Origin of the sequence: Epilithonimonas caeni DSM 17710 (assembly GCF_000426465.1) — a bacterium.
GTDB lineage: Bacteria > Bacteroidota > Bacteroidia > Flavobacteriales > Weeksellaceae > Epilithonimonas > Epilithonimonas caeni.
Window position 1 is genome coordinate 245180 of sequence record NZ_AUFK01000009.1, and the last position, 16956, is coordinate 262135.

Sequence of the window (16956 nt, forward strand, 5' to 3'; positions counted from 1 at the left end):
TTCAGATTAAAAAACGAAAGTTGCTACAGACCTTGGAGACAAAGAAGTTGCCGCACTTTTATTGTTATATCTGATATTGAAGTTTTCGGTATTGTTACCTTCATTCAGAACAATAAGTGTAATTTTTCCGCCAGGTGTTACAAATGCGACAGAACTTAAACTTCCCGGTTGTGTAGAAGCAATCCTTTGAGAATTCTGAGGAACGAATTTTGAAGCCTGTGCAATAATATAATAGGCAACATTTTTTGTAAACATTTCACTGGAATTGATAGTGATCGCTCCCTTACATTCTGTACAACCGCCAGGCGTATGAGGGTTATAGGAAGCATCGTTGGCAACATTCCATTCAAGGGCTACTTTGCTCCAGTTTCTCATAGAGCCGATGATGACATTTTTCGTATGCCAGATCAGATCATCTGAGAATGAAGAATTAGCGCCGGTCCATTGCTCTGTAAAATAAAGATTCTTGGTTGGATAAGCTAAATGTACATTACTTAGAACACCGATATTTCCAGCGTACAAATGAAATGCAGAACCGTCAACATACTTTGCTGCTTCTGCGTCGGCTAAGATATCCATCGGGTAATCTGGTTTGTCGCAGTTATGGTCATAAAGAACAATTTTGGTGTTGATTCCAGCATTCTGAAAAGCAGGTCCCAAATGATTTTTTATGAATTCACCTTGTTGAGCAGATGTCATATACATACTTGGATTGTTCCCAGGATGCAACGGCTCATTTTGAGGTGTGATGGCATCGATAGTAATGCCTTGTGCTTTCATACCTTGAATATATTTAACAAAATATTGAGCATAAACACTATAATATTGAGGTAAGAGACTTCCACCAATGCTACTTCCATTGTCCTTCATCCAAACAGGAGGTGACCAAGGTGTGGCAATGATCTTGATATTTGGATTGATGGCCAGAATTTTTTTCAGCATATCAATAACAGCCTGGTCTTTGGCCATTGAAAATTGAGATAAGGATGTATCTGTTTGACCAGCTGGAAGATCATTATAAGAGAAAACTTCCCCATTGAGGTCAGATGCGCCAATACTCAATCTTAAATAACTGACAGCAATGGAGTTATCATTACTTGAAAAAAGTTGTTGCAACAATTCCTCTTTCTTAGCAGAAGATAGTTGATTGATCACTTGAACACTACCACCAGTCAAGGTATAACCAAATCCATCAATAGTCTGGTATTTTTGTCCTGCATCAATCTCAATGGTCTGATAATTATTGGAAGTATTTTTAAAATAAATGTCGCTTTGCTTCTGAAGCTTAATTGTTTCATCTGCTTTTGTTAACCAAACGGTAGCAGAAGCATAATTACCATTATCGTCACCGTCATTTGAAGGTGGATTTGATTGATCATCTACACTGCTACTTTGGCAAAACAATAGTGAGAAAAATGTAACTCCTAAGAAGAATAATTTATTGGGAAATATTTTTGTGTTATACATTTTAATTAGATTTAATAGATACCAAGATTTTTTAGAGAGAATTGTACCGAAATAATTATCTTTCCACTACAGCTCTCTTTTGCTAAAAGAAGCTTAATTTGATTTTTAGTAAAAAAAAATGAAAGAGGTTTTTTGAGGACCTCTTTCACCCTAAGAATATGATAAGAAAAAATTAGTTTATCCCTCGAAATTCAACTTTTGTAATAGAAATTCCATCTTTCATATCGTTACCTCCTGATCTGATGGCAAAATATGCAACTCCAGTTTTGGTTGCTGTAAAGATTCCCTCTGGATTATTGGCATTTTTAGATCCAACATTCGAAATTTTACCTTCAAAAGCGGAAGTTCCACTACCAGCCCAAGTGTTAATAGCTCTCAACCAAGTTGAATCGTTACCGTCTCCTGTATAATCATTATTAGCTGTAGGCTTTGTGTAGCCAACATAGATTTCAAACCAGGAATCAGTAACACCGGATTTAGAACTAACAACAGCATCAGCTTTGTATTTACGACCTTCTACAACATTCACTTCCTGATAAAGTACGTTTCTGTTCCATTTTGTTGCCGTAAAAGTAGCCTGCCCATTTCCCCAAGTCCATAGAGCAGAACCACCATCAGTTCCATTAGGATTAGGGAAAGTCAATGACCATTTTGCCACATCTGTTGCATCCTCAAATCTTCCACCCTGAATCATATTTCCAGCTGCGGGGTCTGATTTATCAACAGTAATTGTTTGACTAGCTGTACCACCAACAATTCCTCCTTGTCCGATAATTTCGTGCTGGACAGTGTAAGTTCCTTCATCTGGAATGAAAACATCATAAATATTTGGACCAACTCCAAATCCACCTCCGTCACCTAAATCCCATCTGGATTGGATATAGTTGTTATTGGAAGCAGTTAATCTATAGTGATTTTCAGAAGTTTTTGTAACTGTAAAAGAAGCATCTGAGTTAGTAGGTGTAAGGCCATTACCATCTCCTTCTACTCTATCTGGAGTACAAGAAACCGGAAGTATTGCAATAGCTGTTCCTAACAATATTTTTGTAAAATCTATTTTCATTGTTTTTATTATTTTTAGTTATAGCCTGGATTTTGCTTTATTGCAGTGTTTTGCAATTCAGTATAAGGAATTGGAAGTATTTCATTTTTACCAGCAACAAATCCCTTAACTGCTAAAACAGAAGGAGCATCACCCCATCTTACCAAATCGAACCAGCGAATACCTTCTCCGGCAAATTCTCTTCTTCTTTCATTTTTAATAGCCTGCAATGAAACAGGAACAGAAGAAAGTCCTACTCTTGCTCTTACTGCATCTAATAAAGCTTGAGCTCGTGCTCCTGTTGCACCGAGTGCCTCGGCTTCCATAAGATAGGTATCCGCAAGACGTATAGCTACATAATTTTGGTAAAAATTTAATTCCATAGCTCCTGGCTCAGGTGATTTCGCAGCAGTATATGGCGCATATTTTTTAAGGAAGTAACCCGTATCTAAATAAGCTGCAGAATAGCTGATTTTTCCATCTTGCACTAATTTTTTGGCATCTATAATAGTAGCATCAAAACGCGGATCCCCTGTCATGAAATTATATAAATTTTCTGTAATAGTATTAAATGACCAGCCAGCCACCAAATCTGGGGCATCGTTGTTTGGAACATTTTTTAGTGTATAAGATCTTGGTCCGGTCATAATACAAATAGAGTTACCTTCATCCCTACCTTGGCCCCAGAAATCCCAATCAGAATGTCCTTTGTAGCTATATACTGCCTCCAAAACAGATTCTGTGGTAAATCTGTTATCATATTTAAAAAGGCTGCTGTAATTATCCACTAATTTATATCCATATTGGCTTGTTTGTCCTGGAGTTCCATTTACTTCTGCAAATTGGGCTGCTGCAAGATCATTCTTCTTATCATAGAGATAAATTTTTCCCAGGATTGCTCTTGCACTTCCTTGTGTTATACGCCCCCTCTCAGAAGGTGTAGTGGAAGGAATTATCATTGGTAAATCTGCAATTACTGAAGCAATATCCCCCTCAATCTGGCTATACACATCTTTAGGGTTCGCTTGTGGTATATTCCAATAATCGTCATTAGAAGTGATAGGTTTAAGAATCAACGGGATATTACCGAACATTCTCACAAGTTCAAAGTAATACAATGATCGTAATACAGTCACTTCTGCAAAAATCCTTTTTTTGAAGTTTTCTGAAACAGGCGCATCAGGTATTCTACTAATTACCCAGTTTGCTCTCGCAATTCCCTGATAATAATCTTTCCAATAACTTGCAGGCATTGTAATCGGATTAATAGTATAATTATTAAATCCTTGAATTCCTGCTCCATCTCCTGAATTACCACCACCAGAATAGAAATCGTCCGATCCGGCATTGAAAAAGGTTACCATATTCTCAAAACCTCCAGCATACTTTTTCATAATATCATATACAGATGCTGTAGCACTAAGGCATTGTTCTTCGGACAAGAAGTAATTTGTATCATCAAAAGTTCCTGTATTTTCTATATCCCCGATATAATCTCCAGTACAGTTTACACTCCCAAAACTTAGTCCGGTTAACATAATTATTGCCAATCCTTTATATATAAATCTTTTATTTTTCATTTTTTTCTACTATTAAAATTGAATGTTTGCTCCTAATAAGAATGTTCTTGCCTGTGGATAATAGGCACGGTCTATACCATATTCATTGCCTCCCGCAATTTCTGGGTCATAGCCTGTATATTTTGTAAAAGTAAATACGTTCTCTCCAGTAATATAAAGCCTTACCTTATTAGATCCAAATTTTTCAGAAACATCTTTTGGAAGTGTATAACCTAACTGAATGAGCTTTAGTCTCATATAATCTCCTTTTTGAAGATAATAATTAGACATTCTGTTATAATTATGATTGGGATCCTCTCTTGTTATTCTAGGGTTATCATTAGTAGATCCTTCACCTGTCCATCTATCGAGAATAGAGGTTTGCCAGTTGGCATCCAACATATCAAATCTTCTAAGCCCCTGAACAATTTTATTTCCACCTTGTCCCTGCGCAAAAACCATTAAATCAAAGTTTTTATAATTCAAATTCACTGTAAAACCATATGTGAATTTTGGAAGGGAACTTCCAAGGTCCACCATATCACCAGCAGAATCTAAATCAATTTTTCCATCTCCATCGTTATCTTGCCAAATAAAATCTCCTGGCTTAGCATTTGGTAAAAGCTTTTCTCCATTGGAGTTGACATAAGCGTTGATTTGTTCCTGATTTTGGAATACACCACTGTATGTATATCCATAAAAAGTCCCCATTGGTTTTCCTACCTGAAGTCTGGAAACTGTTCCCAAAGTGTGTATAGATGAAAAATCTCTCCATTCAACATCATCTTCGAGACGAAGAATTTTATTCTTATTATAAGAGAAATTACCATTAACCGAAATACTGAAATCCTCCCAATTCTTTTTGTAACCGAGCTCAAACTCCATTCCCTTATTTTCCATATCACCAATATTGGCAAAAGGATTTACAGGAACACCAACGTATCCTGGAATTGCAACTCTACGAAGAATATCAGTAGATTTTTTATAATAATAATCCACACCAAGTGTAAAATTATTTAAAAAACGAATATCTGCTCCTATATCAGTTTGTGCAGTTTCTTCCCATTTTAAATCTGGATTTCCAAGCGTATTAGGCGCATAACCAATTATAATTTCTGTATTATCAGGGTTATTACCATTAGGATAATTACCGCCCGAAACCAATGAACTTCTAAACATAAAATTATCAATTGCATCATTTCCTAAGACTCCATACCCTCCTCTTATTTTAATTGTATTGATAATATTATTATCTCTCCAAAAATCTTCTTTATGTACATTCCATCCTAAAGAAAAAGAAGGGAAATTTCCCCAATATTTAAGGAATTTCGAAGAACCATCACGTCTGAAGGTTCCAGTAAATAAGTATCGATCTTTGTAATCATAAATTAAACGTCCAAAATAAGAAGCTCTTCTAGTCTGTACGTAGTCCCATGCATCACCTAATTTGTACTTGGCATCAACTGCATAAAAAGCGGCATCTTCCCAGTTGTTCACAGGAAGATGGGTATAGGTTATACTTTCTCCTGAGCCTATGTCATATCGATAAACTCCCTGTCCAACCAATAGACTGAAATTATGATCCTCTAACTTTTTTTGCCAAGTTAAAGTGTTTTCAAAACTCCATTCAAATTTTGTATTAGTTGTTCTGTTCAGACTATTAAACCCAACATTACTTAAAGTAGAGCTTAGATAGAATAAAGGCGTAAAACCTTGGCTTCCCCAAAAAGATTTTTTACCATTTAATGTCGTTTTAAAATTCAAACCTTGTAGAAGCTTCAAATCTGCAAATACATTACCTACAAAGTCATCAGACCAATTGTTTTTGCCTTGCTGGGTGTATCTATAGGCTAAAGGGTTTGACATTTCTTGGTTTACCCAAGGAGAAATTCCATAGGGGTTTCCATTATTGTCTTTTATAATATAAGGATTTGTATAATTATCAGGATCAACCTGTGACCAGTCTGTCACTACAGCCGGAGTTGTAGGGTCTAGATTTATCGCTGAACTTAAAGGTCCCCCGAATGTTTCATTGACACCAATTCCCTGGTTTTTCTGATGTGTATATAAAAATGTCTGGCCAATAGTTAAGTAATCCATTACCTTATGAGTAGAATTTAACCTAGCATTTATTCTTTTATAGTTGGAGATATCGCCCATTACAATACCTGTCTGATCAAAATAACCAAAAGAAGCATAATAAGTTGATTTGTCACTCCCTCCATTAATCCCTATTTCGTGGGACTGTCTCTCCCCTGTATTAAAGATAGTGCTTTGCCAATCTGTACCTACTCCAAATGATGATGGATTTGCAAATCTTGGAGCTTTACCATCATTCACAAAACTTTCGTTGATTATCGTCGCGTATTGTGTGGCATTTAGTAGGTCAAGTTTCCTAGCAGCGTGAGATACACCATAACTACCATTATAAGATAGACTTAATAATCCCTTCTTACCTTTTTTAGTTGTTACCAATATTACACCTCTTGCAGCGGAAACTCCATATATCGCAGAAGAGGCACCATCTTTTAGAACTTCAATACTTTCGATATCGGATTGATTTAACCATCCAATACCATCTACAATGATACCATCCACAACCCACATTGGATCATTACCTCCAGCTCCAAAACTAGTAATACCACGTACTCTTACAGTTGCCGCAGAGCCTGGTTGACCAGAGTTAGTTACAACAGAAACACCCGCTGCCCTACCTTGTAATACCTGTTCCGGCTTACCTGCAGGGATGTCTTCAATATCCGATGCTTTAATACTGGCAATGGCTCCTGTCACATTGCTTTTCTTTTGAGTCCCATAACCGATAACGACTACTTCTTCTATTACTTTTTCTTTAGAAGCCGTGTCGCTTACCCGTTGCTGAGCTGAGTAGTTTGCTGTGAAGTAAAGTACAGCTGCTAACCCAAGACATTTTGAATACTTTAAGTTCATATTTTAATTAATTTTTTGTTAATCTCAAACTGAGACAATAAAAGTATCTTTTTTTTTGATATGACAAAATAATTTTTCATTTTTTTTAATAACCCTTTTATTTATAGGACATTTAACGGTATAATTATCATGAAAATTTATTATTTTTATTATATTTGGAATCCCCAAAAATGCACCTTAGTGTTAATTTAAAGTTAATGAACGTATAAATGAGTGTTAATAAAAACAAAATAAAACTCCCTCTTATGCTCAGCTTTTTGATATTTTCAATGTTGCTGAATAGCATGGGCGTTATCATATTGCAATTATCAAATCAGGTTTCTTATAAAGGGCTTGGTATTTTGGAATCTTTCAAGGATATTCCAATGGCGATAGTTTCATTATTATGTGTCAACTGGATCGCTAAAACAGGTAACAAAAATGCACTCATTTTTGCTTTGGTCTTTATAATGATCAGTTCTATTGCTCTCCCATTGGTTGATGCATTTTGGTTCTTCAAGATATGGCTGAGTATTGTAGGTGTTGGGTTTGCACTGGCAAAGATCTCGGTTTTCAGTATTATCAAAAATAATTTCAAGGATAAACAATTGGCAAGCGCTGTTTCCAGTGTGGATGCATCTTTTATGATCGGAATCTTCTTTGTGAATATAGGTTTTGGAAGCCTGCTGACGAGCAATTATGCACAATATTGGAAGTACGGATTTTGGGTGATTGCCATTTTAAGCATAATCAATGTATTGATGCTTAGAAATTCTAAAATTGAAGAGGAACAATTCTCTGATACAACAAAAGCATCTGGTGGATGGAAGTTTTTTTTGAAACCAAAGCTGCTCTATTTTTTCATCATCGTTTTTTTTATGGTCTTTGTGGAACAAAGTTTTAATTCCTGGCTGCCAAGTTTTTTCAAAAATAATCTTCATGTCAATTCTTATTTTGCTCTTCAGTCATCGGCTTTTTTGGCTTTGTTCTCATTTCTTGGGAGATTTGTCACAAGCAAATTGATACTGAGGTTTCATTGGCTGAAGATGGTTTTCATCTGTCTTTTCATGGTTTTTTTGATATTAGGGATATCCCAGACATTAATATCCTATTTTTATAATGAATCCAGATTTTTATTGATATTTATAATCCCTGTAATCGGATTGTTCCTGTCCCCTCTTTTTCCGCTTTACAATTCGGAAGTTTTGAATCAGGTCTCAAAAAATAAAACCCATCTTTTTGTTTCATTGATTGTAGTTTGTTCATCTCTGGGAAGTTCTGTAGGATCGCTTTATATGGCTATTATTTTTCACAAAAATGCAAGTTCTTATTATCCATTGTTTATTTCTTTACCATTATTAATTATATTTGGCCTAACTTTTTTTCTAAATAAAACAAAAATAAACTATGACCGAGATCAATAAGAATAAACAAAATCTAAAAGAGTTAATAGACACCAATGATTTTGTGGAGCACGTATCGGTAGATTGTGTGATATTCGGCTTTCATAAGGATACGCTCAAAGTTCTCCTGTTGAAATATCACGACCTGGATCTTTGGTCTGTCCCAGGGGGATTTATTTTCAATGATGAGAATCTCAATGATGCAGCAGCCAGAACTTTATATGAGAGGACACATCTTTCTGATGTATTTTTGGAACAGTTCTACACATTCGGGGATATTAAAAGAACGGAGAACAATACCCATCAAAAACTTCTGGAAAATAAAAATATCGAAGTCGATAAAAACCACTGGATCTACCAACGTTTTATCTCCGTAGGATACTGTGCCTTAATAGATTATACATTGACTTACACGTTTCCGGATTCTTTCAATGAGGTTTGCCAATGGTTCAATATAAACGAATTGCCAAATATGGCTTTTGATCACAAAGAAATGATAGAAAAAGGACTACTCTATCTCAGGAAAAATATTGATTATCAGGTAATGGGAAGTAATCTTCTTCCGGATAAATTCACAATGAAAGAACTTCAGCATCTTTATGAAGCTATTCTTGGAGAACCGTTGAGAAGAAATAACTTTCAAAGAAAAATATTGAGTATGAATATTTTAGAAAGACTGGAAAAACATTTTACAGGTTCGGCGAACAAAGCACCTTATCTCTATCGATTTTTGGAAGGTTCTGAGATCAAACAATCGGATTTTGATAAATAGAATTATGCGCTTACAAATAAAAAGACGACAAATATTTGTCGTCTTTTTTATTCTTTAATTAGATAAATTTATTATCTGTCATTTTTCCCATCAACTACGATTCTGTCTGGTCTGTTAGCCAGTTCCCAAGCCGTTGTGAAAACCAGTTGCGTTCTTTTCTGAAGCAATGGATAATCGATTTTATCGGGCGTATCGGTTGGTTTATGATAATCCTCGTGGATTCCGTCAAAGAAAAATGCTACCGGGATATTATGCTTTGCAAAGTTGTAATGGTCTGACCTGTAATATAATCTTTGAGGATCTTTTGGGTCATCATATTTATAATTGAGTTCAAGCTTTACTGTCTTGTCATTTGCGGCAACATTGATCTTCTTAAGCTCAGAACTCAACATTTCTGAACCGATCACATAAACATATTGTTTGCCTCTATTCTCCTGGTCATCGCGTCCGATCATGTCGATATTAAGGTCAGCAACAGTATTGGCCAAAGGAAAAACAGGATGATCCGAATAATACTCTGACCCGAATAGTCCATGCTCCTCACCTGTTACGTGCAGGAAAAGGATAGAACGTTTTGGTCCGTAACCTTTTTTCTTTGCTTCCTGAAATGCTTGCGCAATTTCCATCACGGCAACGGTTCCACTGCCATCATCATCAGCACCATTATAGATCTCTCCTTTCTTCATTCCTACGTGATCATAATGTGCCGAAACTACAATAACCTCGTCTGGTTTTTCAGAACCTTCTATGAAAGCCATAATATTCTCAGAATCCGGAAGGGTTTCGCCATATTTCTTCATAGCATCAGATGGAACTTTCTGATAATAGGAACCTAAGCTTGGAGGGAAGCCAATGCCATTTTTCTTGTATTGCTCGATCATGTAAACACCTGCTTTTTTCTGACCTGCACTTCCCGTATCTCTACCTTCCATATCGTCCCCTGCAATTACATAAAGGTTGGTTTTTAGTTCTTCCAAAGTAATGCTGTTATAAGCATCTTTGAAACCTTTTCCGTCGTAAGAGAAGTTCTTTGTAGAAGCACAGCTATTAAGAAGCGCAGCGCCTATCAAAAAACCGTATAGTTTTATATTTTTCATAGAATAAATTTAAGATTAAGTCGGAAATAAAAAAATATTGTTACAATAAATTTATATTTTTTCTCCGAAACTCAATAGTGTTCCATTGGGGTCTAGCAAAGAAAATTCTTTCATTCCCCACGGTTTTGTTTCGAGGTTTCCGTTGGGATGGATTTCTATATTTTTAGCTTTTATCTGTTCAAAAAATTTATCAATATTATTTGAAATCTTGAGATAAAGCATAAAATCTGATTTTGAAGGTACCAATTCCTTAAACTCAAAAAAATGCAATTCCGAATTGTTATAGGTCGCGATCAGATAATTATCATAATCTGCAACAAACTCGAATCCCAGATTCTTATAATAATCAATTGTTTTTCCTTTGTCAATAAAAGGGATTTTTGGAATTATCTGTGAGATCATAATTTAAAAATTTTAGGCTAATTCATCGTTCCATTCTCTGATGGTGACTTTAGCGATTAAACCTTCCTGTACAAAAGGATCGCCATTCACAAATGCTTCTGCAGCTTCTTTGTCCACAAAAATTGCCATTGCGCCTTCGCCAGGATTGCCAAATGCACCAGTTCCCAAGACTTTTCCAGACTTTATAAACTCTGCTTCGAATTCCTCGTGACGTGGAAAAACTGCCATAAACTCGTCCATAGTTTTGTCTGTTGCGTGTTCGTAAAAAATTACTGCTTTCATATTTGTCTGTTTTTTAGTTATTAAAATTCTATTTCCAAAATTTCCACCATTTTTTAGTTCCTATTTTTTCAATCTTATTTGTTGGCAACTTGGTTATGGTTTCTATTTTAGATTCTATTTTGATTTCATTTTTTTTATCTTCTAACGACTTAAAATGCAAAAGCATATTATAGTGTTTGCTTTCATCTACTGCATAAATTATATATTGTAATTCATCAACTCTTTTAGATTGTGTTGAAATATATTTAATGAAATCATCATAAGCCACTTGTACAATTGCTTCATTTTTTTTCATTAAAAAAACATAATCAACTTTTGGTAACAAAACTTTGAAGTTAGCCGGAAAAATTGCTATTTTTTTTTCTCCTTCTGGAAAATCCATTATTCTTGTACTTGGAAACTCTATTTCATCTTCATAATCCTCAATGAATTGAATTTTTCTTATTTCTTCAATAAGTCTATCGTAAAGCAATTCTTCAGATTCATTATCTTTAGAAAGAGTGTCAATTACATAATTTCCAACATAAAAATGTCTAATACAACCCATAAATGTCATAGCACCACCTCTTGTCTTATCTTCTTTAAACATTTGTATAATGATACTCATTGAATGATACTTAACACTTTCTACCCAAGCTTCGTTATATTCATTTTCAAATTGTTCTAAAGTTTTTTCATCATCAAATTCTGGATTTATTAAAGAATCATTTAATTCACCTAAAGCTAAAGAAATTTTCACTGCTAATCTCCAATCTTCTTTTGTAGCTCCAACATTAACTTCAACATCAAACTCATTTTGAGTTGTAGTAATTGCAACACCTCTCGACGAGAGTTTAGAAATATATAATTTCGAATATCCGTTTAATAATTCATTAAAATTAGCTTCAAACGAAATATTTGTATTTTCAGGTAAATATTTGTTTTCTAATAATTGTTTAAAAGAGATATTTTGTTTTTTCTTAATTTTAAAATGAAAACTCATATTTTCTGTGTTTTTGTTTTATTACGATTAATATTTTATTAATCTAATGCGCTTCTAACCAATTATCACCTATTCCAACTTCGACCAGCAAAGGAACTTTGGTTTCAAAAGCAGATTCCATTTCTTTTTTGATGAGTGCTGTTGCAGTTTCAACTTCATCAATTGGAGCTTCGAAAAGCAATTCATCGTGAACCTGCAAAAGCATTTTGGTTTCCAGTTTTTGAGTTTCCAATTCGTTGTCAATTTTTATCATTGCGAGTTTGATAATATCGGCTGCACTTCCTTGGATTGGCGCATTCACCGCGTTCCTTTCAGCGTGACCTTTTACTACAAAATTGGTTGAATTGATATCCTTCAAATGGCGTTTTCTTCCCAAAATTGTTTCTACATAACCGAGTTTTCTTGCTTTCTCGATCTGCTCGTTCATATATTCTTTAAGCCTTGGATAGGTCTCGAAATAAGCATCGATCATTTTCTTGGCCTCAGTTCTGGAAAGTCCGGTCTGATCAGCTAATCCGAACGCACCTTGTCCATAAATAATACCAAAGTTCACTGTTTTTGCCTGACTTCTCTGTGTTTTTGTCACTTCTTCTAAAGCCACATCGAAGAGTTTTGCTGCTGTAGAAGCATGGATATCTTCCCCATTTTGGAAAGCGGCGATCATATTTTGTTCACCGGAGATCTCGGCGATCAATCTTAATTCGATTTGAGAATAATCGGCAGAGATAATTTTTTTTCCTTCATCAGAAACAAATGCACCACGGATCTGTTGTCCTCTCAATGTTCTGATCGGGATATTCTGAAGATTCGGATTAACGCTTGCCAGACGTCCTGTTGCGGCAACTGTTTGTGCAAAAGTCGTGTGGACACGGTTGTCTTTTTTCTCGATCTGTGTTGGCAAAGCATCCACATAAGTAGATTTTAGTTTTTGCAACGTTCTGTATTCCAGAATTGAAGTAATAATTTCGTGCTTTGAAGACAATTTTTGAAGGACATCTTCCGATGTTGCGTATTGTCCGGTTTTGGTTTTCTTTGCTTTCGGGTCAAGCTGCATTTTCTCGAAAAGAATCTCTCCCAATTGTTTTGGCGAGTTCATATTGAATTCTTCGCCGGATAGTTCAAATATTTTAGATTCAAGAACTTTCAAATCATTTTCAAGGTCTTTACTTTCCTGTGCCAGCCAATTATTATCGAGTTTTACGCCTGTCAACTCTATCTTTGCAAGAACTTTCATCAATGGCATTTCGACATTGTAGAACAGTTCCTCCAGATTTTCCTTAGCTAATTGCGGTGCGAACAATTCGTAAAGCTGGAACGTGACATCCGCATCTTCTGCAGCATAATTGGTCTGAGTTGCGATATCAACTTCACGGAGTGTCAACTGATTTTTCCCTTTTTTCCCGATCAGGGTTTCGATAGAAACGGGTTTGTAATCCAGATACATCTCGGAAAGATAATCCATCCCATGCCGCCCGTCAGGATTCAAGAGATAATGAGCGATCATTGTATCGAACAATTTCCCATCGACATCGATATTATAATTCTGAAGGACTTTGTAGTCGTATTTCAGATTATGAGCGATTTTCAGAACATTCTGGTCTTCAAAAAATGGACGGAAGATCTCAACTGTCTTCTGTGCTTCTTCCTGATCTTCAGAAACCGGGATGTAATAGGCCAAGCCCTTTTTATAGGAGAAGCTCATCCCGATCAGTTCAGCTTCCAGTTCATTAAGAGAAGTTGTTTCCGTATCAAAACAAACCGCTTTTTGTTTTAAAAGGTTTTCTAATAGGATTTTCTGAGCTTTTGGAGAATCGATGTACTGATAAAGATGGTCATTTTCTGTAATGGTAGATTTGGTCGTCGTTGCCTGTTCCAGTTGTTCGAAACTGGCAAAGAGATCCATTGTTCCATTTTTGTGGACAACAACATTTGTGTCAACTATTTCAGTTGTTGCGGTTTTTGTATCATCGCCGTCCATCAATTCTTCCACATATTCCTTATTGGCAAAAGCACGATAAAGGTTTTCATACAATCTCCTGAATTCTAACTCATCAAAAACCTCTTTTACCTTTTCGAAGTCCGGGATTTCCAGATCATATTGTTCTTCGATAAATTCAATCGGCGCATCACAAAGAATAGTTGCTAACTTTTTGGATAGCAATCCTCTTTCTGCACTGGCTTCGACTTTTTCTTTAAGCTTTCCTTTGAGCATGTGCGTATTAGCCAAAAGATTTTCCATCGACCCGAATTCCTGAATGAATTTTTTAGCCGTTTTCTCTCCCACACCTTCCAATCCTGGGATATTATCCACAGCATCCCCCATCATTCCCAGATAATCGATAATTTGTTTCGGGTCATTGATCTCATATTTGGCTTTAACCTCTTCAATGCCAAGAATCTCTATATCGCCACCTTTCAGCCCTGGTTTATAGATTTTAATTTTATCTGTAACAAGCTGTGCAAAGTCTTTGTCCGGCGTTACCATAAAGACATTATAACCTTGCTTTTCAGCTTTGCAGGCAATAGTCCCGATCACATCGTCAGCTTCATAACCTTCCACCCCTAAAATCGGGATATGCATAGCTTCTAAAATACTATTGATATAAGGTATTGCTAAAAGAATAGGTTCCGGTGTTTCCAGACGGTTGGCCTTGTAGTCAGCATAATCGTCGTGACGAACATTGGTTCTTCCCACATCAAAAACAACTGCCAAATGTGTCGGGCGGTCTCTTTTTATCAGTTCTATCAAAGAGTTCGTAAAGCCGAAGATCGCTGAAGTATTTAGTCCTTTTGTGGAAATTCTGGGATTTTTGATAAATGCAAAATACCCACGGAAGATCATGGCATAAGCATCAATGAGATATAATCTTTTGTCTGTAGAAGTCATAAAAACAAAAGTAATGATTTGTAACCGATTTTGATAATGAATACATCCAAAATAATAAAAAAAGTTTCTGTTAAAAAATCTTAAATTTTTACTATAAATAAAGAAATTTGGTTGTATTTTTGCTGCATTAATACAATGAAGAAAAATTACCACTTTTATTCTGTTTTTATGATCTGCTTTTTTGTTTCCTGTGCCAATTATGGGGACAGTCTTCTTTATTTCAACAAGGATGCAAAGATCAACGGTATAAAAACAGTCCTTTATTTCGAGCCAGAGGTTTTCCCGGATATTACAGAAATAAAGGATCCAACTTTTTCTGCCTTTTACAATGCAACATCTGACAAGATGAGATCTATAGGCAGTGTCAAATATCTCCAAGTCAATACCTCTGTTCCTTTTGACGATGTGGATTCTAAAATGATAAAAGAGATATGTAAAAATAATAATGCCGACGTTGCTGTGATCCCGAAAGTGAAATATTTCAAAGTAGGCTTTGGCAGGTATGTATTTTCTAATCAAGTTGTTGTGAGCCTGAAATTGTACGATTCCACAGGGAACTTTGTAATGGAAACTTCTTATGATACTTATAAGGGAAATGCAAGGCTACTTGGAAGTGCAGAAAACTCTGTGATCATCGGGACAAAAGGTGCCATCAGGAAAATGGAGAAAGAACTCCGAAATCGACAGGTGATTCTAAGAAAAGCATCTTAATTTACGTAATCTTAATACTTTTTTTTCTTAAGATTTTAATACTTTTGCAAAGCAAAATTTTAAAATATCGAGAATCAAGAGATCATATTAAATCCTGCGGATATTGCTGAATCCCTGAGCAAGTTGCCAGCGGAAGAACGTATTTTGCAGTTTCTTAAACTTCCAAGATCTGAGAAGGCAGAGGTTTTTTCGCATCTTGACCCTGATTTCCAGGAAGATACGATCAGAAGCATTGCGAGCCATGAGGTTTCTGATATCTTGAATGAAATGTCTCCCGACGACAGGACCCAGCTTTTCGAAGATTTTCCGGATGAATTGATCAAATATTCCATCAACCTTCTGAATCCTCAGGAGCGACGGGTTGCTCTTAAATTATTAGGCTACGAAGCTGATTCTATTGCACGTCTTATGACGCCTTATTATGTTCAGATCAGAAAAGAATGGACCGTTAAAAGATGTTTTCAGCAGATCAAGAAAGTTGGGAAGAAAGTCGAAACACTCAATTTTCTTTACGTTGTAGATGAAAGAAATCGATTGATAGATGACATTACCATTGGCTCACTTCTATTGGCCGACGAAGAGCAATTGATATCTGAGCTTTGTGATGATCATTTTGTGGCGATCAAAACAACGACCTCTAAAGAAAACGCAGTTCCCTATTTCGAAAAATATGACCGAAGTGCATTGCCGATCATTACTGAAAATGGTGTTTTGGTAGGAATTGTGACCATCGATGATATCCTAGATCAGATCGAATCCCAAAATACGGAAGACATCCAGAAGTTCGGAGGTCTTGAAGCTTTGGACGTTCCTTATACACAAACGTCCCTTATCGAAATGGTAAAGAAAAGAGGAATGTGGTTGATCATTCTGTTCTTTTCAGAAATGTTAACCGCTTCTGCAATGGGATATTTTGAAGATGAGATCCAGAAAGCTGTTGTTTTGGCATTGTTTGTACCATTAATTATTTCCAGTGGAGGTAATTCCGGATCACAGGCAGCGACATTGATAATCCGGGCAATGGCCCTTCAGGAAATCGGTTTGAAAGACTGGTGGTATGTTATGAAAAAAGAGATTTTCACGGGGTTATTTCTTGGCAGTATTCTTGGTATTATTGGCTTTTTAAGGATTATGATCTGGCATGAAGCAGGCTTTTTCAATTATGGGCAATATTGGCCGTTTGTTGGATTAAGTGTAGGTGTCTCCTTGATAATGATCGTACTTTGGGGAACACTTTCCGGGTCTATGGTTCCTTTTATTCTTAAAAAATTAAAACTAGATCCGGCTACTTCTTCTGCTCCGTTTGTTGCGACGCTTGTAGATGTTACAGGGCTGATCATCTATTTCTCAGTTGCTGGATTGTTTCTTACAGGCAAATTGTTATAAACTAAGAGGTTGTTTTTCTCATTGTTTTGAGAATTTCA

The 16956-nt window shown here is 35.9% G+C and carries 13 protein-coding genes; 4 read left to right on the plus strand and 9 right to left on the minus strand.

Annotated features, from left to right (window positions below; all coding sequences use genetic code 11):
- Nucleotides 1–6: 6 nt before the first annotated feature.
- The 4 genes from K319_RS0102430 to K319_RS0102445 all read right to left on the minus strand — a co-directional run bounded on the left by K319_RS0102430 (nucleotide 7) and on the right by K319_RS0102445 (nucleotide 7017).
- On the minus strand, nucleotides 7–1467 hold the full coding sequence (locus tag K319_RS0102430) for a glycoside hydrolase family 30 protein (RefSeq protein WP_051230366.1): 1461 nt from the start codon (nucleotides 1465–1467) through the stop codon (nucleotides 7–9).
- 172 nt (nucleotides 1468–1639) lie between these two features.
- Nucleotides 1640–2530 (minus strand): hypothetical protein, encoded by an 891-nt coding sequence (locus K319_RS0102435; RefSeq protein WP_027382169.1) that lies wholly within the window; start codon nucleotides 2528–2530, stop codon nucleotides 1640–1642.
- Between the two features lie 14 nt (nucleotides 2531–2544).
- Nucleotides 2545–4047 (minus strand): RagB/SusD family nutrient uptake outer membrane protein, encoded by a 1503-nt coding sequence (locus tag K319_RS0102440; RefSeq protein WP_235696070.1) that lies wholly within the window; start codon nucleotides 4045–4047, stop codon nucleotides 2545–2547.
- 54 nt (nucleotides 4048–4101) lie between these two features.
- Nucleotides 4102–7017 (minus strand): SusC/RagA family TonB-linked outer membrane protein, encoded by a 2916-nt coding sequence (locus K319_RS0102445; protein ID WP_027382171.1) that lies wholly within the window; start codon nucleotides 7015–7017, stop codon nucleotides 4102–4104.
- Between the two features lie 245 nt (nucleotides 7018–7262).
- On the opposite strand from K319_RS0102445, the gene K319_RS0102450 reads away from it, so the two are divergent.
- Both K319_RS0102450 and K319_RS19685 read left to right on the plus strand, forming a co-directional pair.
- Nucleotides 7263–8420: an MFS transporter gene (locus K319_RS0102450; RefSeq protein WP_235696071.1), complete on the plus strand. Its 1158-nt coding sequence runs from the start codon at nucleotides 7263–7265 to the stop codon at nucleotides 8418–8420.
- Complete coding sequence (locus K319_RS19685; protein ID WP_051230370.1) at nucleotides 8404–9171, plus strand: NUDIX hydrolase; 768 nt, start codon at nucleotides 8404–8406, stop codon at nucleotides 9169–9171. The genes K319_RS0102450 and K319_RS19685 overlap by 17 nt, the downstream gene beginning before the upstream one ends.
- A gap of 71 nt (nucleotides 9172–9242) precedes the next feature.
- Here the strand turns inward: K319_RS19685 and K319_RS0102460 are convergent, their stop codons facing one another.
- The 5 genes from K319_RS0102460 to polA are packed head-to-tail and all read right to left on the minus strand — an operon-like array spanning nucleotide 9243 to nucleotide 14821.
- Nucleotides 9243–10268 (minus strand): M28 family metallopeptidase, encoded by a 1026-nt coding sequence (locus K319_RS0102460; protein WP_027382173.1) that lies wholly within the window; start codon nucleotides 10266–10268, stop codon nucleotides 9243–9245.
- 51 nt (nucleotides 10269–10319) lie between these two features.
- Nucleotides 10320–10670, minus strand: coding sequence for a bleomycin resistance protein (locus K319_RS0102465; protein ID WP_027382174.1), 351 nt, complete (start codon nucleotides 10668–10670; stop codon nucleotides 10320–10322).
- Nucleotides 10671–10682: 12 nt separating this feature from the next.
- The gene (locus K319_RS0102470; protein ID WP_027382175.1) at nucleotides 10683–10952 is read right to left on the minus strand and encodes a YciI family protein; all 270 of its coding nucleotides are present in this window, start codon (nucleotides 10950–10952) and stop codon (nucleotides 10683–10685) included.
- A gap of 28 nt (nucleotides 10953–10980) precedes the next feature.
- Entirely contained in the window at nucleotides 10981–11934 is a 954-nt protein-coding gene (locus tag K319_RS0102475; RefSeq protein ID WP_027382176.1) for a hypothetical protein, read from the minus strand.
- Between the two features lie 43 nt (nucleotides 11935–11977).
- Complete coding sequence (polA, locus tag K319_RS0102480; RefSeq protein ID WP_027382177.1) at nucleotides 11978–14821, minus strand: DNA polymerase I; 2844 nt, start codon at nucleotides 14819–14821, stop codon at nucleotides 11978–11980.
- A 135-nt stretch (nucleotides 14822–14956) separates the two neighbouring features.
- Between polA and K319_RS0102485 the strand changes: the two genes are divergently transcribed.
- Together K319_RS0102485 and mgtE are read left to right on the plus strand one after the other, a co-directional pair.
- A complete protein-coding gene (locus K319_RS0102485; RefSeq protein ID WP_027382178.1) occupies nucleotides 14957–15532 on the plus strand; it encodes a hypothetical protein in 576 nt (191 codons plus the stop codon).
- A 66-nt stretch (nucleotides 15533–15598) separates the two neighbouring features.
- Nucleotides 15599–16918: a magnesium transporter gene (gene mgtE / locus K319_RS0102490; protein ID WP_027382179.1), complete on the plus strand. Its 1320-nt coding sequence runs from the start codon at nucleotides 15599–15601 to the stop codon at nucleotides 16916–16918.
- Nucleotides 16919–16956: the final 38 nt, after the last annotated feature.

Bases quoted from the DNA above. Each gene is read 5' to 3' on its own strand.
- K319_RS0102430 (WP_051230366.1), bottom strand. From the start codon at position 1,467: ATGTATAACACAAAAATATTTCCCAATAAATTATTCTTCTTAGGAGTT.
- K319_RS0102435 (WP_027382169.1), bottom strand. From the start codon at position 2,530: ATGAAAATAGATTTTACAAAAATATTGTTAGGAACAGCTATTGCAATA.
- K319_RS0102440 (WP_235696070.1), bottom strand. From the start codon at position 4,047: ATGTTAACCGGACTAAGTTTTGGGAGTGTAAACTGTACTGGAGATTAT.
- K319_RS0102445 (WP_027382171.1), bottom strand. From the start codon at position 7,017: ATGAACTTAAAGTATTCAAAATGTCTTGGGTTAGCAGCTGTACTTTAC.
- K319_RS0102450 (WP_235696071.1), top strand. From the start codon at position 7,263: ATGCTCAGCTTTTTGATATTTTCAATGTTGCTGAATAGCATGGGCGTT.
- K319_RS19685 (WP_051230370.1), top strand. From the start codon at position 8,404: ATGACCGAGATCAATAAGAATAAACAAAATCTAAAAGAGTTAATAGAC.
- K319_RS0102460 (WP_027382173.1), bottom strand. From the start codon at position 10,268: ATGAAAAATATAAAACTATACGGTTTTTTGATAGGCGCTGCGCTTCTT.
- K319_RS0102465 (WP_027382174.1), bottom strand. From the start codon at position 10,670: ATGATCTCACAGATAATTCCAAAAATCCCTTTTATTGACAAAGGAAAA.
- K319_RS0102470 (WP_027382175.1), bottom strand. From the start codon at position 10,952: ATGAAAGCAGTAATTTTTTACGAACACGCAACAGACAAAACTATGGAC.
- K319_RS0102475 (WP_027382176.1), bottom strand. From the start codon at position 11,934: ATGAGTTTTCATTTTAAAATTAAGAAAAAACAAAATATCTCTTTTAAA.
- polA (WP_027382177.1), bottom strand. From the start codon at position 14,821: ATGACTTCTACAGACAAAAGATTATATCTCATTGATGCTTATGCCATG.
- K319_RS0102485 (WP_027382178.1), top strand. From the start codon at position 14,957: ATGAAGAAAAATTACCACTTTTATTCTGTTTTTATGATCTGCTTTTTT.